The organism is Parapedomonas caeni (genome assembly GCF_041060555.1).
Classification (GTDB): Bacteria; Pseudomonadota; Alphaproteobacteria; order Sphingomonadales; family Sphingomonadaceae; genus CAUJIW01.
This window is the reverse complement of the sequence record NZ_JBEUDS010000026.1, coordinates 15,065-32,023: the sequence shown is the minus strand read 5'-3', so window position 1 is coordinate 32,023 and position 16,959 is coordinate 15,065. Positions and strand designations below refer to the sequence as shown.

The following is a 16,959-nucleotide window of genomic DNA, read 5'->3' as shown; positions in this document are numbered from 1 at the left end:
TTGGCCTGCGGAACGGAACGTTTTACTCCTCCGCCATGCAGACACGAGCCTCCTCTTCCGCCGCCGCGACCTTTGCCGACGATCGCCGGAACCGCCGCTGGACTGCCCGCTGGCTGCTGCTGGTGGCAACCCTGGTCTTCGCCATGGTGGTGGTCGGTGGCGCCACCCGCCTGACCGAATCAGGCCTGTCGATCACCGAGTGGAAGCCGGTGTCGGGGGCCATCCCCCCGCTCAACGATGCCCAATGGGCCGCCGAGTTCGAGGCATACAAGAAAATACCCGAGTATATTCAGGAACATGCCTGGATGTCTCTGGATGACTTCAAGGCTATCTACTGGTGGGAGTTCGGACACCGCCTGCTCGGCCGGGTCATCGGCCTGGCCTACGGCCTGCCCTTCCTGTGGCTGCTGTGGCGCCGGCGGGTGCCGCGCGGCTATGGCTGGCGGCTGACCGGCCTGCTGGCGCTGGGTGGCCTTCAGGGCGCCATCGGCTGGTGGATGGTGGCCTCGGGCCTCGTTGAACGCACCGATGTCAGCCACTACCGGCTGGCGGTGCACCTCACCACCGCGCTGCTGATTTTCGCGGGCCTGCTATGGACCGCGCTCGACCTCACGGCGGATCGCCACCGAGTACCGGCACCGACCCTGCGCTGGCCGGCGGCACTTTTCCTGCTGCTGCTGCTGGCGCAGGTGATCATGGGCGCCTTCGTCGCCGGGCTCAACGCCGGCTTTGCCTTCAATACCTGGCCGCTGATGGGTGACAGCTTCGTACCACCGATGCTGTGGGATGCGGCGCTGGGGTGGCTCAACATCATCGAGAACCCGGTCGCGGTGCAGTTCATTCACCGGATCGTCGCCTATGTCCTGTTCGTTGCCGGCCTGTGGGCGATCTGGCGTGGCTGGGCGAGCGGTATCGCCGACGTGATGGTCCGGGCCGGCCTGCTGGGTGCGGCCTTGCTGCTACAACTGGTGCTGGGCATCCTTACCATCGTCGAGGGCGTGCCGATCCTGCTTGGCGTCGCCCATCAAGGGGGCGCCGTGGTGCTTCTGGCCGCCGCCGTGCTCTATGCCCATCGCGGCCGCGACATGCGGCGGGTGGCGTGATCCAAGACGGGAGGCGGCGCGCATGTCGGGTCCGGTCGCCACGGTCTACGCCACCTTCCCGGCCGGCTTCGATGTCGTCGCGCTGATGCGCGCGCTGGTGGAGGAACGCCTAATCGCCTGCGCCAACATCCTGGGCGCGGCGACCTCGGTCTATGCCTGGGAGGGCAGGACCCACGCCGACGCCGAGATCGCCGTGCTGATGAAGACCGCCGCGGCACGCGTGCAGCCCCTGCTGTCGCGGCTCGCCGCTGCCCACCCCTATGATGTACCGTGCATCACCGTCTGGCCTGTCAGCGATGGTCTGCCGGCCTATCTGGACTGGGTGACGACACAAACCGACTGAAGGGAGCCGGCAATGGCGTTCGACGACCCAGTGGAGCGACATGGTGGCGCCCGCAACGTTCTGGGCGGACGACTGGCCGCCTGTTCCTTCGAGCCGCTGACCGGCTTCCATCGCGACGGCTGCTGCAACACCGGCCCGGAGGACCGCGGCCTGCACAGCGTCTGCATCGTCGCCAACGAGGCCTTCCTCGCCTTCAGCCGGCTGGTGGGCAATGATCTGTCGACCCCGCGACCGGAGTATCTGTTTCCCGGCCTCAAGCCCGGCGATCGCTGGTGCCTGTGTGCCGCCCGCTGGCGCGAGGCCTGGGAGGCGGGTGCCGCCCCGCTGGTGGTGCTGGCGGCCACCCACGAGGCGACGCTCGCCATCGTGCCGCTGGAAGTGCTGCTCGCCCACGCCGCACGCTGAAGTCGCTGCCGACGTGGGTCAACCCGCCTTGCGGCCTGCCGCGATCAGGTTCCACGACAAGGGCTTGAGCAGACGGGGTATCGTTGCCTCCAGGCCCCGGTCGAACGCGCAGGCCAGCGAGGCCGCCCAGCCGACCGGCGCCAGGTCCGGCAGCAGCACCTCGGCGAACGGTGTCGAGAACAGCCCCTGCGGCACCACCTTGACATCCGCCAGCCCCGTCTGGCGCCACAGGCCGGCCAGTTCGCCGGCCGTGTAATAGCGCTGCTCGACCGAATAGGCGGCATCGACGCGCTTGCGCACATGGCGGCTGAGCTGAATGAGCGGGTTGGCGCTTTGCGGTTCATTGGCCAGCAGCCAGCCGCCGGGCCGGAGCAGGCCGGCCAGATGGCGCAGCAGACCGGCGTCGTCGTCGACATGGTGCAGCACGCCGATCATCACAATGGTGTCGAAGCGGGCATCCTGCGGCAGGGTCTGTGCCGCGCGGGCCGAGAAGCGCGCCGTCGGGCTGCCGTTCTCGGCCATGGCGATGGCGACCAGTTCGGCGGAATGGTCGACGCCGAGATAGCGCCGGTAACGCCCGGCAAGATAGCGCGCGGTGAAGCCTGCGCCACAGCCGACTTCCAGCAGGTCGCCAGCGTCACCGATCCGTGCCGCCTTCAGCGTCTGTTCCAGCCGGAGACGGCGCGCCAGCCGGTTGGCGGCGCGCCGGTCCTTGGCGCCATAGTCGACCGCGATGCGATCGAACAGCTTGCGATCGTAATCTGACACGCAAGCGCCCTTAAAGCGTCGCCAGTGCCTGCTCCAGATCGGCGATGATGTCGTCGATGTGCTCGATGCCCACCGACACCCGCACCACGTCCGGCCCCGCGCCGGCCTTGGCCTGACCTTCCGGCGGCAACTGGCGGTGGGTGGTGGACGACGGGTGGATGATCAGCGACCGGGTATCGCCGATGTTGGCGAGATGGCTGAACAGCTTGACCGCCGAGACCAGCTTGACACCGGCCTCATAACCGCCCTTGAGGCCGAAGGTGAACACCGCGCCACCCTTGCCGCCCATGTAGCGCTGGGCCAGTACGTTGTAGCGGTCGCTCTCCAGCCCGGCGTAGGACACCCAGGAGACCTTCGGATGGCGGCTCAGCCACTGGGCCAGCGCCAGCGCGTTCTCGCAGTGCCGCGCCATGCGCAGGCCCAGCGTCTCGATGCCGGTGAGGATCAGGAAGGCATTGAACGGCGACAGCGCCGGGCCGAGGTCGCGCAAGCCGAGCGCCCGGCAGGCGAGGATGAAGGCGATCGAGCCGAACGCTTCGGTGAACACCTTGCCATGATAGCTGGGGTTGGGCTCGGACAGATAGGGGTATTTGCCCGAGGCTGCCCAGTCGAACCGGCCGGCATCGACGATGACGCCACCCAGCGAGTTGCCATGGCCGCCAAGGAACTTGGTGGCGGAGTGGACGACGATGTCGGCACCATGCTCGATCGGCCGGCACAGGGCCGGACTGGCCATGGTATTGTCGACGATCAGCGGCACGCCGGCTTTGTGGGCGACCTCGGCGATGGCGGCGATGTCGGTGACCACGCCGCCGGGATTGGCCAGGCTCTCGATGAACACCGCCCGCGTCTCCGGCCGGATGGCGGCGGCGATGTTGGCCGGATCATCAGCGTCGACGAAGCTGGTGTGCCAATCCATCTTGCGAAACGACTGGCCGAGCTGGTTCATCGAGCCGCCATAGAGCTTGTCGGCCGCCACGATATGGCAGCCGGGTTCCATCAGCGTATGGAAGGCCAGGAACTGGGCGGCGTGGCCGGAGGCGACGGCAAGCGCGGCGGCGCCGCCTTCCATCGCCGCCACCCGTGCTTCCAGCACCCCGCTGGTCGGGTTCATCAGACGGGTATAGATGTTGCCGAACTGTTCGAGGTTGAACAGCGCGGCGGCGTGATCGACGTCGTCGAAGGCGTAGGACGCGGTCTGGTAGATCGGCGTGATTCGCGCCTTGGTCGTCGGGTCGGGAGCCGCTCCCGCATGGACCGCAAGGGTCTCGAATTTCTGGGTGCCGCTGGTCGCATCGCTCATCGCCGTCTCCACTTCTCTACCTTGGGCCTGGGGATTGGCCGGGAATGTGCGCGGGATTCGCGTCAGATACAAGCGCGCGGTCGTGCATTGGGGTATAATGATACCCCATCCGCAAAAGCCGCATTTTCCTTGACTTTGTGAGGCCCCTACGACATTCAGCCACTCGGTCGGCGGCGGACTTTTTCCGCCGCCTCGTCATTTGTGAGCACGAGGACCAACCATGAAGACCTACGTCGCCAAACCGGCGGAGGTGGAAAAGAAGTGGCTGTTGATCGATGCGGACGGGCTGGTTGTCGGTCGTCTCGCAGCCATCATCGCCAACCACCTGCGCGGCAAGCACAAGACCACCTACACCCCGCATGTTGACTGCGGCGACAATGTCGTCGTCATCAACGCCGAAAAGGTGAAGTTCACCGGTCGCAAGCTGACCCAGAAGTTCTACTACCGTCACACCGGTTATGCCGGCGGCATCAAGGAAGTCCGCGCCGACAAGCAGCTCGGCGGCCGCTTCCCGGAGCGCGTGCTGATCAAGGCCGTTGAGCGCATGGTTCCGCGTGGCCCGCTCGGCCGCCAGCAGATGCGCAACCTGCGCGTCTACACCGGCGCGACCCATCCGCATGAGGCCCAGAGCCCGACGGTGCTGGATGTGGCGGCGATGTCGTCCAAGAACAAGCGAGGCGCGTAATGGTCGAGAAGCATTCCCTTGACGATCTGAAGTCGCTCTCCAGCGGCGAGGCCGGCGTCACCGCCGCCCCGATCCGCGAGCCGCAGATTGACGCCCAGGGTCGCTCCTACGCGACCGGCAAGCGCAAGAACGCCACGGCCCGTGTCTGGGTGAAGCCCGGCACCGGCAAGATCACCGTCAACGGCAAGGACCAGTCGGTCTACTTCGCCCGGCCGACGCTGCGTCTGGTGATCAACCAGCCGTTCCAGATCGCCGACCGCGAAGGCCAGTACGACGTGGTCGCCACCGTCGTCGGTGGTGGCCTGTCCGGCCAGGCCGGCGCGGTGAAGCACGGCATCAGCCAGGCGCTGACCCGCTTCGAGCCTGCCCTGCGCGGCCCCATCAAGGCCGCCGGCTTCCTGACCCGCGACTCGCGCGTCGTCGAACGTAAGAAGTACGGCAAGGCCGGTGCCCGCCGCAGCTTCCAGTTCTCGAAGCGCTAAGCGGTTCTCCGCTGGATCAGATGGAGGGCGTCCCGTTGGGGGCGCCCTTTGTCGTTTGGGCGCTGGATACGCCCGGCAATCCGGCTAAGATCGGCGACAAGAACAGAGGGGGAGATCAAGCGCGTGGCGGAACTTGAGCCGGATGACCGGCTGATCCTGTGGATGCGAGCCCTGGAAGACTATGCCCGCGACTGGGACGCGACCTTCAACAACCGGCCCGGCTACTTCACCCAGGAATACTGGTACCTCTTCGTCGGCTGCATGATCGCCGATTGGCAGGGCCGGCCGCTGACCGTCAGCGCCGCCTGCCAGTGCATGAAAAGCGGCTCCAATCGCACCCGCGAGGAACGCATCAAGAAGGCGGTCGACGACGGCTACCTCGTCAAGGAGCGTGCCGGCGACGACGCCCGTGCCGCCATTGTCCGCCCGTCGGCCGAACTCCAGGCGATCATGCGCGCCCATTTCAGCCGCACACTCGCCGAGGCGCGCCAGGCGCTCGACTACCGCAACGCACAATAAGCGCAGGATTTGCGGGCATTTCTGCCGCTGTATCTGCGCTAGTCGGACGGGAACACATCTGCTGCTGTCAAACCAACGACAGATCCGGGCGCCGACGCGCCCGGGCTCGCCCTTGGGGAGATACACCATGACCCGCACGCTGCCGCGCGCCGCCTCTGCCGCCTCGACCCTGACGCTCGCCCTGCTGGCCGCGCCGATCGCGCAGGCGCAAACGCCACAAACCGTGCCCCCCGGCGAAGCGCTCGACGAACTGGTGGTCACCGCGCGCCGGCGCGAGGAATCGCTGCAGTCGGTGCCGGTGGCGGTCACCGCGCTGGGCCGCAATGCCCTGGCCGACATGCAGGCGACATCGCTGGGCGACATCGAAGCCGCCGTCCCCAACCTGGCCCTGCACGTCGGCGACGCCCAGAACGCCGTCGTGTATCTGCGCGGCGTCGGCCAGATCGACTCGCTGGCCTTCGCCGACCCGGGCGTCGGCGTCTATCTCGACGACGTCTACCTCGGCCGCGCCCAGGGCGCCTTCCTCGACATCTTCGACGTCGAGCGCGTCGAGGTGCTGCGCGGGCCGCAAGGCACGCTTTATGGCCGCAACACCATCGGCGGCGCCGTCAAGGTGGTAACCAGTCAGCCCGGCGACGACTGGAAGCTGCGCGGCGGCCTGACGCTCGGCAGCTACGACCAGTTCGACGCCCAGCTGATGGCATCCGGCCCGCTGGTCCCCGGCAAGCTCTACGCCAAGGCCGGTATCGCCTGGCTGTCACGCGACGGCTATGCCGACAACAGCGCCACCGGCAAGGACGACGGCGACAAGGAGACACTGGCCTGGCGCACCAGCCTGGTGTTTACGCCGAGCGACTCCCTGCGCCTTGAACTGAGCGGCGACGGCTCGCGCGATCACCCCGACACCTCGCGCACGCCCGCGCGCATGACTTCCGTATTCGGCGTCCCGGCCAGCACGGACCCGTTCGAGATCGACGCCAATTTCAACGATCTCAACAAGCTCGCGGTGAAGGGCATCTCCGGCAAGGCGGTCTGGTCGGCGACCGACGCGCTGACGCTGACCTCGATCACCGCCTACCGGACGATGGACTATGACGCCCATCTCGACCTCGACGCCACGGCGGCGGACTTCTTCGGCGTCTTCGTGTTCGAGGACCAGAAGCAGTTCAGCCAGGAATTCCAGCTCTCCTACGAGTCCGACCGCCTGAACGTCGTCACCGGCCTCTATTATTTCCGCGAGCACGACGAGACCGAGTCCGGCATCTTCGGGCCGGTCATCGCCTTCGTCTCCAACTCGCTCAACGATCAGATCAACCGCAGCTACGCCGCCTACGGTCAGGCGAGCTACAAACTCACCGACGCGCTGAGCCTGACCGCCGGGCTGCGCTATACCCACGAGAAGAAGTCGTTCGCGCGCATTCAGGAATTCTTCGGCGCCGCCACACCGCTGGTGCCGGTGCTGGGCACCGGCGCGCGAGTCACCGACGTCGACGTCAAGGCGGACTGGAGCAACCTGTCACCCAAATTCGGCATCGACTACCAGATCAACCAGGACGTGCTGCTCTATGTCTCGGCCAGCCGCGGTTTCAAGAGTGGCGGCTTCGACGGCCGCTCCAACTCGGCCGACCAGGCGCTGCCATTCGATCCCGAGACCTTGTGGTCCTATGAGGCCGGCCTCAAGTCGACCCTCATGGACGGCCGGGTGACCCTGAACCTCGCCGCGTTCTACAATGACTACAAGGACCTGCAGCTCTCCAGTTTCACGGCGGATGAAAACGGCGCATTCAGCGCGCTGTTCACAAACGCCGGCAAGGCGCACATGGCCGGCCTCGAGGCCGAGATGCACGTCAAGCTGACGCAGGCGCTGCGGCTGCGGTTGTCCGGCGCCTATCTCGACGCCCAGTACGACGAGTTCATCGGTGCCGGCGGCGCCGACATCGCCGGTCAGCGCGAGATGGTCAACGCGCCGAAGTGGAGCTTCACGTTCGGTGGCCAATATCGCCAGCCGATCGGCACCTGGGGGTACGCCAGCCTCAACGCCGATGTCGCCTACCGCTCGAAGACCTACCCGACCGTCAGCAGCAGCGAAGTGCTGGCGCAGGATGGCTATGCGCTGGTCAACGCCGGCCTCGCCTTCGAGACCATGGACGGCGTCTGGCAACTGGCGCTGGGGGTCAAGAACCTGACCGACAAGAACTACGTCACGCACGGCTTCGACCTCTCGGACAGCCTTGGCTATCAGCTCGGCTATTACGGTGCGCCACGCACCTGGTCGCTGTCGCTGCGTGTCGACTATTGATCCCTGCCCGGTTGCATCCATGTCCCTGGACCCGCACAGCCGGCGGATCGCCGAGGCGCTGCGCAAGACGACCGACGCGGCGGCTGCCCCGTTCGATCTCGCGGCCGCGCGCGCCAACTACACTGTCCTGTTCAACCAGTGGGCGGGCGCGCCGATCACGCCCGTCAGCGCGCAAGCCCTGACGCTTGCCGGTCCCGGCGGTCCGCTGGCCGCGACGCTGTTCGCGCCAACGGCCCAGGCCGCGCCGGCAACGCTGGTGCTGTTTCTGCACGGGGGCGGCTGGAGCCTCGGCAGCACCGAGGGCTATGAGCGGACGCTACGACAGATCGCCGGACGCAGTGGTTGTGCCATTCTCAGCCTGGATTATCGCCTGGCACCGGAGTCGCCGTTCCCCGCCGCGCTGGACGATGCCGGGGCGGCCTGGGCGGCCATCGTCGACGGGCGGTGCGGCCGCTTCACGCGACGGGTGGTGATGGGCGACAGCTGCGGTGGTCAGGTCGCCGCGGCACTGTGCCTCAAACTGCGCGACGAGGGCCACCCGCTGCCGGCAGCGCAGATCCTGCTCTATCCGTTGCTCGATGCGGTGATTGGCGATGACCACCCTTCCCGGCACCGCTATGGCGACGGCGGCCACTTCCTCACCGAGCAGGATATCGCTTGGGCGATTGGCAATTATCTGCCCGATCCGGCCGCGCGACCCACCGCCTATGCATCGCCGCTGCGCGCGCCCGACCTCTCGGGCCTGCCGCCGGCCCTGCTGATCACGGCCGGCTGCGACCCGCTGCATGACGAGGCGGCCGCCTACGCCCGGCGTCTGGCGGCGGCGGGAAGCACCGTGGATCATGCCGACTTCGCGGGCACCATTCACGGCTTTGTCAGTTTCGCCGGTGAAATTCCGGCCGGACGCCAAGCCCTTGATCGCGTCATCACGACGTTGGCCGCACCGGCAACACCCTAGCCTCGCGGCCACCCGCTAGACGCCGGTGCGGTAGCCTTCCGCGACAAACGCATCAATCTGTTCGGCCTCGATCTGCTCGCCCCCGGCTTGCCCCGCCGACGCCTCGGCAATGACCCGGCCGAACGACACCTTCAACGGATCAGGCCAGCCCTCGGGCTTCCACAGGCTGGCGCGCAGGATCGCACGCGCACAGTGGAAATAGGCGCGCGTCACCGCGATGCGGGTGACAAGCTTGGCAGGCTTGCCACGCGAGACCAGCCGCTGGCACAGCGCGGCATCGTCGTGCAGTGTCGCGGTGCCGGAGACACGCAGCATCTCGCCAGTGCCCGGCAGCAGGAACAGCAGGCCGACGTCGGGACGCTCCAGGATATTGGTCAGACTGAAGATCAGGTTGTTGCCGTCGCGCTCGGGCAACAGCAGCGTCCGGTTGTCAGCCACGGCAACGAAACCAGGCTCATCGCCCTTGGGGCTGACTTCCAGCCCGCCGTCGGCGGCGGTGGTCGCCAGCAGCAGGAACGGTGAGCGCCCGACAAAGGCGATTGCCTGCGCGTCAAGGTGATCGCGTATCTTCAGTCTGGTCAGCGGGTTGGGTTCGGTGAAATGCTGCCTCAGCGTCGCAAGGTCGGTGATCTGTGCCATTTCGCTCCCCCCTCTCCGGACCGCGCCGAACCTGTTTCAATACATAACGCTGTTCTTGAGATAGAACTCGCCCGGGAACGGCGGCATCACCCGCTTACCCTCGCGATCGACAAAGCCGCGCATGATGCGCCCGAACGCCGCCTGCGGATCGATCACCGTCTTAACGCCGGCGTGCGTCATCATCTGCAACACCCCCAGCGCCAGTTGCAGGTTGCGGTGAGTGGCACCGGAGAAGTGGATCGGCACCACGTCGCGCCGCATCGGCGGCAATCCTGCCTTCGCCCGCTCGGCGGTCATCCAGGCGTGATAGCCGTCGTTGTCGGCATAGGGCAGCCGGTCGTCGTTCTTGCCGGTCACGGCGGTGCTGATGCCGTAGTCCAGCCCGTCGACGCCGTTGATGTAGTGGCCGCCGAGCTGAACCCGGCGGACGATGCTTTGCAGCTTCCAGTCAAGAATGTCATCGGGCACCGCCCGGCCGGCCAGCCGCATCCACAGCAACACCTGATTGCCGTAATCGAGCTGGAAGTTGGAAACGCAGCGGTGGTCCGTACCGACGAAGGTGGAGACCGTTCCCCAGAAACGGCGGATGCTTCCGTGAACGTCGCGGGCCTGGATGCGCTGGCGCAGATAGTCCCAGGTCTGCTCTATCCCGCGCGTGAAATAACGCCGGGGCAGGAATTGGTCGGGCAGGTGCCCGTCGGGTGTCAGTTGCTCGGCCCACCACAGCGCCCGCAGTCCCCACCAGAACCCGCGCTCCTCGGCCACCACCACGCCGGTGTAGCCGGGTGGACGGTTGAGCGCCGTGCCAAAGCCGATGGCCGCGACAGCATTGAGCTGCGCCAGCAGCAGGTAATAGGGGTCGTCGGTCAGCAGACTGGGCAGCAGCAGGCTGTTCATCGGGTGGGCGAGATCCCAGCTGCCACGACGGCGGATACGCACCTGCGCGCCTTCGGTGGCGGCATAGTTCGCATGCCAGCTGTGTTCCGGCGACGCGGGATCGACAACCCGTCCGTTACGCATGAAGAAGTAATCGCGAAACTGGCCGATATTCTCAGCCACCGACTTGATGGACGGATAGAGCTGGGCGAACCGTTCTTCCTCGCCATCGAGGATCGCCCGGATCAGATGAGCGTGGAACTCGTGCACCAGCCCGATCTCCGGGCGCTCGCCGCCCGACGGGTTGGCCTGCATGCGCAATCGTCCCGGTGACAGGCCGAACGGCGGCAGCGGCAGCGCGACGTCCTTCCACAAGCCGCGCCCCGGCTGCCGGCCCAGCCCCATCAGGTCGTGGCGCAACAGCACCCCGCGCCGGACCAGCGCCGGGATACGATCATGATGCCAGCGGCGGGCATAACTCTCCCACCGCCACAGCGTCGACCGTGTCATGGTGAGTGACCGCGGCACCTGGCCCCACAGCGATTGCGGCCGGCCATTGAGAGTGATGGTGACCTCGGCGCTGACGGAGGCGTCGTTGCTGGTGGCAAAGGCGACGTAGACTTCCACCGACACCCTGCCGTCGTCGTCGAGACAGAAGGTGACGTCCAGTCGCTCGCCAGCGAGAGTGCCCGACTGGAACCACCGCTGCTGGTCGCCGATGCGGCCAAGATACGCCCCGGCCCGAGCGTTGAGGGCCAGCCGCTCACCGTTGCCGACGAACAGGATGGCCAGGTCGGGTCCGGCAGCCATGGACGAGCGTCTCCCTGCGGTATGGCGCGATCAGGCTACCCTGCCCTGCCTTGGCCGCCCGGTCCACCATAACCGCCCTCGCCGCGGATATGTGCACGGCGCACGGCGCCTCGCTTGACGGGCAATCCACCGCTCTGAAGGCATCAGCCACCTTCGCGGCCACAACGTTCCTGTTCGGCGGGATCGGTCTCGACCAGGTTCAGCAGCACGCCGTCGGGATCACGCAGACAGACCTCCGGCTGCGCACGATGCGCCATGCGGAACATCTGCGGCTCGGGTGACCAGCTGGCCCCCGCCGCGCGCAACCTGGCCAGCGTCGCCGCCAGGTCCGGCACATAGAACACCAGCGCCACTTCGCCGACACGGGCCGGACCGGCGGCAGGCGCCAGGGTCTCCGGCGACAGCGCGGCGTCGATCAGGAACAGACCGACCATGCCGTAATTGGGGTTTCCCGCCGCGCTCTTCACGATGCGGACCGCCAGCGGCCCGTGCGCCCCGAAGCCGAGAATGTGCGAGGCGGACGGATCAGTCAGCACACCCTCGTAATAGACCTCGGTGAAGCCGAGCGCGGCGTAGAACGCGCTGGCACGATCGAGGTCGCGGACGAAAATCGTCCCCCGGATGAGAGCGGAAACGGAACGCATGGGTCACAACTCCTCGTACGACACCAGTTCATAGGCACCTGGCGCCAGCGGCCAGACAAGCCTCAGGAACAGGCAGTCGTCGGCGCGCACCCACAGATCGGCCACCGGCCAGTCAGCTTGCCAGCGCAACTGGAAATGATCCGCCTGAAATGGACCGGCGGCAACCTCCACGGACACGCGGCCGACGAACGCCGCCTCGATCGTCAGCGTCCGGGCGCCGGGGTCTGCGTCGCCGTTGGGCGAGATTGAATTGGTCATCGCCGAGATCGGCCGGAACTCGCCCGGCGCCGTACGCCCGCGTGCCATCGCGATCAGCGCATCCCCCTGCAACGGATGCAGGCCAAGATAAGGCAGGCCACCGGCCGCCGTCAGGCGTGCCGCCGCCCGATCCTCGCCTGCCAGGCGCGAATCCACCACGACCGTGTCGTCGCCACAGCGGAACCACAGCGCATCATCGCCCTGGCCATGCCGGACAACCCGACTCCAGCCATCACACGGACGCCACGCGCCGTCGAGGCGCAGCGAGACATCCCGCACCAGCCCCTCGGCATCCATCACGCACAACGCCCGCAGCAGGTGGCCATCGGGGAGCGGCAGCAGATCGAACCATTCGCGACCCACGTCGGCGCCGGCGGCATCCCGATAGGCAATGCACCCGCGCCGGTGACGCCAGACGGCCATGCCAGCGGTGGCGCTTTCCTCGCCGTGTCGCGATACTGCGCCGTTCATGCACCGTCCCCTGCTTCATCGCGCGAAGTCTGTCCTGATGCGGCCATAGTGTGGCAATCCCGCAGCGGGCAGGCGCGGGAGCGTGGCGCTATCCGGCTGGCGGTGACCCCGGCGTCAGATATCACGTCGAAACGAAATCACCCCCGGCGCGCCGTGGGCGCCGGGGGTGATCGCAGGACAGATCGGCAATCGCTCAGGCGCGACGCAGCCGGGCAGGACGGGAAGTCGTCGATCCGTTGGTTTCGTCATGGCCCGCGTCCCGATCGCCCAGGTGTTCCATGACCTCCAGCAGCGACTGCCGGGCCGCCACAGACTCAATGGCCCAGTATTTGCGCACCAGCGACACAGTCTCCCGCCGTGCAAACAGCGCCTCGGCGGCCGAGCCCTGCAGCTCGGCATCCGGCGCCGGCTGGCTCTCCATGGTGTCGGTGATTGCTTCAGGAACCAGATCCTCCAGCGAACACTTGAACAGCCGGGTCATCGCCATCGCCACACCGAAGCTGATTCTGTTCTTGCCGGATTCGTATTTCTGCACTTGCTGGAAGGACAAGCCAAGATACTTGCCCACTTCCGTCTGTGAATAGCCGGCAAGAACTCGCAACTTCTTGATCCGCTTGCCAATATCGACGTCGATTGTTTCTAGGTCGAACGGGCAGGTCTGCTGGATTTTATTCATGTGCATCTCTCTCAGTACAAAGGCCAGCGCGCGCCAGCCACGCACCCTCCCTATTGCTTCATGCCTGAAAAAGGCCGTCCCGACAACCTCTCCAAGTGGTAAAATCGGCGATTGGTCTCAGCTTGCCTGACGTATCGTAATGCAGCCATACTGACCGGCAACGACAAGGGTGTGTAGAGGGCGTTCTCACCATGAAGCCGGAGCCAGCCGTGACCGCAGCGACGCTGGAATTCATTGAACGTTTACGTGCCCTTGAGGACATCGACGTGATGGAGGCCGAGCTTGCCCGCTTCCTGCCAACGCTGGGCTTCGAGCATTTCGCGCTGGTCAGCCATGTCGATCTGATCGATGTCCCGCGCGGGCTGGTTCACATGGTGAACTACCCGATCGACTGGCGATTGATGGTGCGGCGCAAGCGCTATCACGAGGTCGACCCGGTGATTCATATATCTTCGCGCACCGCCCAGCCCTTCCGTTGGGACCAGCTGCCCGTCAAGGTCTCCACTGATCAGCAGAACGTGTTCGCCATGGCCGCGCACCAGGGCCTCAATTTCGGCTTCACGGTGCCGGTCCATGTGCCGGGCACCATTTCCGGCAGTGCCAGCCTGGTCGCTCGCGAGGCGGTCGATGAATCCGTGCTGCCGCTGGCTTACTACACCGCGATCTATGCCTTCGAGGCGGCCCGCCGGCTGGCGATGAAACGTCTTGTGCCATCGCGCGCCGAACGCGACACCGGCTCCCGCCGGCTGACGCCCCGCCAGCGCCAGTGCCTGGCGCTGGTCGCCAAGGGCAAATCGGATTCCGTCATCGCCGAAATCCTCGGACTGAGTCCCTTCACGGTCCAGGAGCATGTGGAGGAAGTCAAGCGACGCTATGATGCCTCCAGCCGGACCACCGCCGTCGTCCGCGCACTGTTCGACGGAGAACTCTCATATGGCGAAGTCATGACCGCCGTCAGCGACTCAGAGTAACCTTGAAACAGCCATCCGAACGAAAGACACCCCCCTGACCTAAGGGGGATGTGAGGCCGCGCCGCCCAGTCCACATTTGCCGGGACAGGAGGACGCCATGCTCGTTCACATTCCGCGCCATTCCCACAGCCGCCACCACACATTGCTGCGAGCGGTCTACCGCCAGCGCAAGGTTGCCTTCATCGACCGCATGAACTGGCCGCTGACGCCGGTGGGCGACGAGGAGCGGGACGATTACGACGCCCACGCCGACTATCTGATCCTGCTCGACGACACGGGCGACGTCGCCGGCTCGGCCCGTTTCCTGCCCACCACCGGGCCTCACCTGATGGCCGATCACTTCGGGCATCTGTGTGCCGACGGCGCGCCGCGCGGCGCGCACATCTGGGAGCTGTCCCGGCTGTGCTACAATCCGTTCGACCAGTCCGGCAACGCCGCCGCCCGCATCCGCCAGCGGCTGGCACTGGCGATGCTGGAGGTGGCGATCGTCCACGGCATCGAGCAGCTGGTGTTCGTCACCCACATGGCCGTGTTCACCCGCGTCCTGGGCTACGGCTGGAACATCCGGCCCCTGGGTCCGCCCACCGGCACCCGCGCCGTCGACATCGGCGCCTTCAGCATCGACGTCGACGCCGCCTCGCTGCGGCGGATGCGCGCCAACTTCGGCATCTATCAACCCATCGTCGCGCTCAGCGCCGCCGCCTGAGGAGCCGAGCCATGCCGTCCGCCGCCCGCCCGTCATGCTTCCCGCCAGTCGACGACAGCTTCGAGACACCCGCCATCGCCGATGCCATCGTCGAGACCATCCAGCGCCATGGCTTCTGTATCGCCCGTGGCGTCGCCGATGCCGCGCGCGTCAACCGGGTCAGTGAGGAACTGACACCGTGGTTCGACGCCACGCCGTTCGCGCAAGGCCCCTTCTATGGCGACCGCACGGTGCGTTTCCATGCCGCGCTCAACAAGTCGCAGGCCTGCCATGCGCTGGTACTTGATCCGGTCGTGCGCGATGTCTGCGATGCCCTGCTTGGCCCCTATTGCGACTGGATGCAGCTTAACCTGACCCAGGGGCTCGCCATCCACCCCGGCGCGCCGGCCCAGCCGCCGCACCGCGACCAGAACATGTGGCATGGCGCCCGCTACACCCACCCCTTCGTCATCAACGTCATGTGGTGCCTCGACCGCTTCACGCCCGAGAACGGCTCCACCGTGTTCTGGCCGGGCTCGCACCGGGCGACCTCCAGCGCCTGGCTGCCCGACGACCAGGCGGTGCAGGCCACCGCCGAACCTGGCGACGTGATCTTCTGGCTGGGCGAGACCCTTCACGGCGGGGGTGCCAACACCACGTCGGCGCCACGCCGGGGCTTCCTCACCAGCTATTGCCTCGGCTGGCTGAAGACCTACGAAAACATGTTTCTCACCTACCCGCCGGAAATTGCCGCCGGCTTCAGCCCCGAACTGCAGGCGTTGATCGGCTACCGCATCCATCGCCCCAATCTCGGCGGCTACGAGGGGCAGTCGCCGGCGATATTGCTCGACAGCGGTGAACGACCGACCCGACTGGGCGCCATCGACTATCTGTTGCCCGAGCAGCTGGCGATGATCGACCAGATCAACAGCCGGCAGGAGGCCGCCGCGTGACCCCCGCCCCGGCTCTCGCCATCACCCTGCCGCGCCAGGCCGACACCGCGCCCACCGGCGCCGACGCCGTGCGTCATCACTATGACGTCGGCAACAGCTTCTTCGAACGCTGGCTCGATCCGACGATGACCTATTCCTGCGCACTGTGGGACGGCACGGACGATCTGGAAACCGCGCAGATCCGGAAGCTGGACTGGCACGCCCGCGCCATGGCGGCAGCCCCCGGCCAGACGGTGCTCGACATCGGTTGCGGCTGGGGCGCGATGATGGACCGGCTGGTCCGCCACTGGCGGGTGCAGCGCGCCGTCGGCCTGACCCTGAGCCACGAGCAGGCCCGACACATCGCCGCCCGGCGCGACTTCGCCATCAGCGCCCGGCTGGAAAGCTGGGCCGACCACCAGCCGACGGCGCTCTATGACGGCATCGTCAGCGTCGGCGCGTTCGAGCATTTCGCCTCGCCGACGCTGGACGCCGCCCGGCGGGTGGCAACCTATCGCGCCTTCTTCCAGTCGTGCCGCGACTGGCTGAAGCCCGGCGGCCGGCTGTCGCTGCAGACCATCGCCTATGACGCCCTGTCGACGCGCAAGTTCAGCGATTTCATCCGCCGCGAAATCTTCCCCGACGCCGAACTGCCGACGCTGGGCGAGATCCTCGCCGCCAGCGACGGGCTGTTCCGCCCCCTGCTCATCACCGACGACGGCGACGGCTACGCCCGCACCTGCCGGGTGTGGCGCCACCGCCTGTTGGCGGCCCATGGCGACAGTAAGCGCCTTACACCCGAGGCCCGGCGCTTCCAGCGTTACCTCCGCATTTCCGAGGCGTCTTTCCAGAGACGCAACATCACCCTGCTCAGGCTGGCTTTTGAACGGAGTTCATCATGAAACTTGTTGCCGTGACCACTTCCCCGACCCCGAACAGCAGCGCGCTGTCCGACGAACAGCTCGGCGCCATGCTGCATGTGTTGGACGATTTCCGGCTCAAGCTGGAGCGCGAGAGCAAGGTTGGCGGCATGTTCCTGTGGTGCGCCATCGAGGAGATCGAGGATATCCTCGACAAGCGCCAGCGCTCGCAACGGCACGCCTGAGCGTCACCCCGGACCGACCGGCCGGCG

At 66.7% G+C, this 16,959-nt stretch carries 20 protein-coding genes; 13 read left to right on the top strand and 7 right to left on the bottom strand.

Going from position 1 to position 16,959, the window contains the following annotated elements; translation table 11 throughout:
- Positions 1 to 35: 35 nt before the first annotated feature.
- The 3 genes from ABU113_RS14560 to ABU113_RS14550 are packed head-to-tail and all read left to right on the top strand — an operon-like array spanning position 36 to position 1,851.
- Complete coding sequence (locus tag ABU113_RS14560; RefSeq protein WP_454560228.1) at positions 36 to 1,103, top strand: COX15/CtaA family protein; 1,068 nt, start codon at positions 36 to 38, stop codon at positions 1,101 to 1,103.
- 22 nt (positions 1,104 to 1,125) lie between these two features.
- The gene (cutA, locus tag ABU113_RS14555; RefSeq protein ID WP_454560227.1) at positions 1,126 to 1,446 is read left to right on the top strand and encodes a divalent-cation tolerance protein CutA; all 321 of its coding nucleotides are present in this window, start codon (positions 1,126 to 1,128) and stop codon (positions 1,444 to 1,446) included.
- Positions 1,447 to 1,458: 12 nt separating this feature from the next.
- Positions 1,459 to 1,851 carry a DUF2237 family protein gene (locus ABU113_RS14550; protein ID WP_454560226.1) on the top strand — a complete coding sequence of 131 codons (393 nt, stop codon included), beginning with the start codon at positions 1,459 to 1,461 and terminating at the stop codon, positions 1,849 to 1,851.
- 18 nt (positions 1,852 to 1,869) lie between these two features.
- On the opposite strand, the gene ABU113_RS14545 is transcribed toward ABU113_RS14550, so the two are convergent.
- A complete protein-coding gene (locus ABU113_RS14545; protein WP_454560225.1) occupies positions 1,870 to 2,619 on the bottom strand; it encodes a class I SAM-dependent methyltransferase in 750 nt (249 codons plus the stop codon).
- 10 nt (positions 2,620 to 2,629) lie between these two features.
- Positions 2,630 to 3,922, bottom strand: coding sequence for an O-acetylhomoserine aminocarboxypropyltransferase (locus ABU113_RS14540; RefSeq protein ID WP_454560224.1), 1,293 nt, complete (start codon positions 3,920 to 3,922; stop codon positions 2,630 to 2,632).
- 220 nt (positions 3,923 to 4,142) lie between these two features.
- Between ABU113_RS14540 and rplM the strand changes: the two genes are divergently transcribed.
- The 5 genes from rplM (at position 4,143) to ABU113_RS14515 (ending at position 8,865) form a co-directional block, all read left to right on the top strand.
- Positions 4,143 to 4,607, top strand: a complete 465-nt coding sequence (rplM, locus tag ABU113_RS14535; RefSeq protein WP_454560223.1) for a 50S ribosomal protein L13 — start codon at positions 4,143 to 4,145, stop codon at positions 4,605 to 4,607.
- Positions 4,607 to 5,089: a 30S ribosomal protein S9 gene (gene rpsI / locus ABU113_RS14530; protein ID WP_454560222.1), complete on the top strand. Its 483-nt coding sequence runs from the start codon at positions 4,607 to 4,609 to the stop codon at positions 5,087 to 5,089. Before rplM ends, rpsI begins: the two co-directional genes overlap by 1 nt.
- 123 nt (positions 5,090 to 5,212) lie before the next feature.
- A complete protein-coding gene (locus ABU113_RS14525; RefSeq protein ID WP_454560221.1) occupies positions 5,213 to 5,608 on the top strand; it encodes a hypothetical protein in 396 nt (131 codons plus the stop codon).
- Positions 5,609 to 5,735: 127 nt separating this feature from the next.
- Positions 5,736 to 7,907 carry a TonB-dependent receptor gene (locus ABU113_RS14520; protein WP_454560220.1) on the top strand — a complete coding sequence of 724 codons (2,172 nt, stop codon included), beginning with the start codon at positions 5,736 to 5,738 and terminating at the stop codon, positions 7,905 to 7,907.
- Positions 7,908 to 7,926: 19 nt separating this feature from the next.
- On the top strand, positions 7,927 to 8,865 hold the full coding sequence (locus ABU113_RS14515; protein ID WP_454560219.1) for an alpha/beta hydrolase: 939 nt from the start codon (positions 7,927 to 7,929) through the stop codon (positions 8,863 to 8,865).
- A gap of 15 nt (positions 8,866 to 8,880) precedes the next feature.
- Here ABU113_RS14515 and ABU113_RS14510 read toward each other — a convergent pair whose 3' ends face one another.
- The 5 genes from ABU113_RS14510 to ABU113_RS14490 form a co-directional block, all read right to left on the bottom strand.
- On the bottom strand, positions 8,881 to 9,504 hold the full coding sequence (locus ABU113_RS14510; RefSeq protein ID WP_454560218.1) for an MSMEG_1061 family FMN-dependent PPOX-type flavoprotein: 624 nt from the start codon (positions 9,502 to 9,504) through the stop codon (positions 8,881 to 8,883).
- A 36-nt stretch (positions 9,505 to 9,540) separates the two neighbouring features.
- On the bottom strand, positions 9,541 to 11,190 hold the full coding sequence (locus ABU113_RS14505) for a hypothetical protein (protein ID WP_454560217.1): 1,650 nt from the start codon (positions 11,188 to 11,190) through the stop codon (positions 9,541 to 9,543).
- Positions 11,191 to 11,333: 143 nt separating this feature from the next.
- Positions 11,334 to 11,834, bottom strand: coding sequence for a VOC family protein (locus ABU113_RS14500; protein WP_454560216.1), 501 nt, complete (start codon positions 11,832 to 11,834; stop codon positions 11,334 to 11,336).
- Positions 11,835 to 11,837: 3 nt separating this feature from the next.
- Positions 11,838 to 12,563: a hypothetical protein gene (locus ABU113_RS14495; protein WP_454560215.1), complete on the bottom strand. Its 726-nt coding sequence runs from the start codon at positions 12,561 to 12,563 to the stop codon at positions 11,838 to 11,840.
- Positions 12,564 to 12,756: 193 nt separating this feature from the next.
- On the bottom strand, positions 12,757 to 13,239 hold the full coding sequence (locus ABU113_RS14490) for a helix-turn-helix domain-containing protein (protein WP_454560214.1): 483 nt from the start codon (positions 13,237 to 13,239) through the stop codon (positions 12,757 to 12,759).
- A gap of 209 nt (positions 13,240 to 13,448) precedes the next feature.
- On the opposite strand from ABU113_RS14490, the gene ABU113_RS14485 reads away from it, so the two are divergent.
- The 5 genes from ABU113_RS14485 to ABU113_RS14465 all read left to right on the top strand — a co-directional run bounded on the left by ABU113_RS14485 (position 13,449) and on the right by ABU113_RS14465 (position 16,932).
- On the top strand, positions 13,449 to 14,210 hold the full coding sequence (locus ABU113_RS14485; protein ID WP_454560213.1) for a LuxR family transcriptional regulator: 762 nt from the start codon (positions 13,449 to 13,451) through the stop codon (positions 14,208 to 14,210).
- Between the two features lie 97 nt (positions 14,211 to 14,307).
- Positions 14,308 to 14,916 (top strand): acyl-homoserine-lactone synthase, encoded by a 609-nt coding sequence (locus ABU113_RS14480; RefSeq protein WP_454560212.1) that lies wholly within the window; start codon positions 14,308 to 14,310, stop codon positions 14,914 to 14,916.
- An 11-nt stretch (positions 14,917 to 14,927) separates the two neighbouring features.
- Positions 14,928 to 15,848 carry a phytanoyl-CoA dioxygenase family protein gene (locus ABU113_RS14475; RefSeq protein WP_454560211.1) on the top strand — a complete coding sequence of 307 codons (921 nt, stop codon included), beginning with the start codon at positions 14,928 to 14,930 and terminating at the stop codon, positions 15,846 to 15,848.
- The gene (locus ABU113_RS14470; RefSeq protein ID WP_454560210.1) at positions 15,845 to 16,729 is read left to right on the top strand and encodes a class I SAM-dependent methyltransferase; all 885 of its coding nucleotides are present in this window, start codon (positions 15,845 to 15,847) and stop codon (positions 16,727 to 16,729) included. The genes ABU113_RS14475 and ABU113_RS14470 overlap by 4 nt, the downstream gene beginning before the upstream one ends.
- Complete coding sequence (locus tag ABU113_RS14465; RefSeq protein WP_454560209.1) at positions 16,726 to 16,932, top strand: hypothetical protein; 207 nt, start codon at positions 16,726 to 16,728, stop codon at positions 16,930 to 16,932. The genes ABU113_RS14470 and ABU113_RS14465 overlap by 4 nt, the downstream gene beginning before the upstream one ends.
- Positions 16,933 to 16,959: the final 27 nt, after the last annotated feature.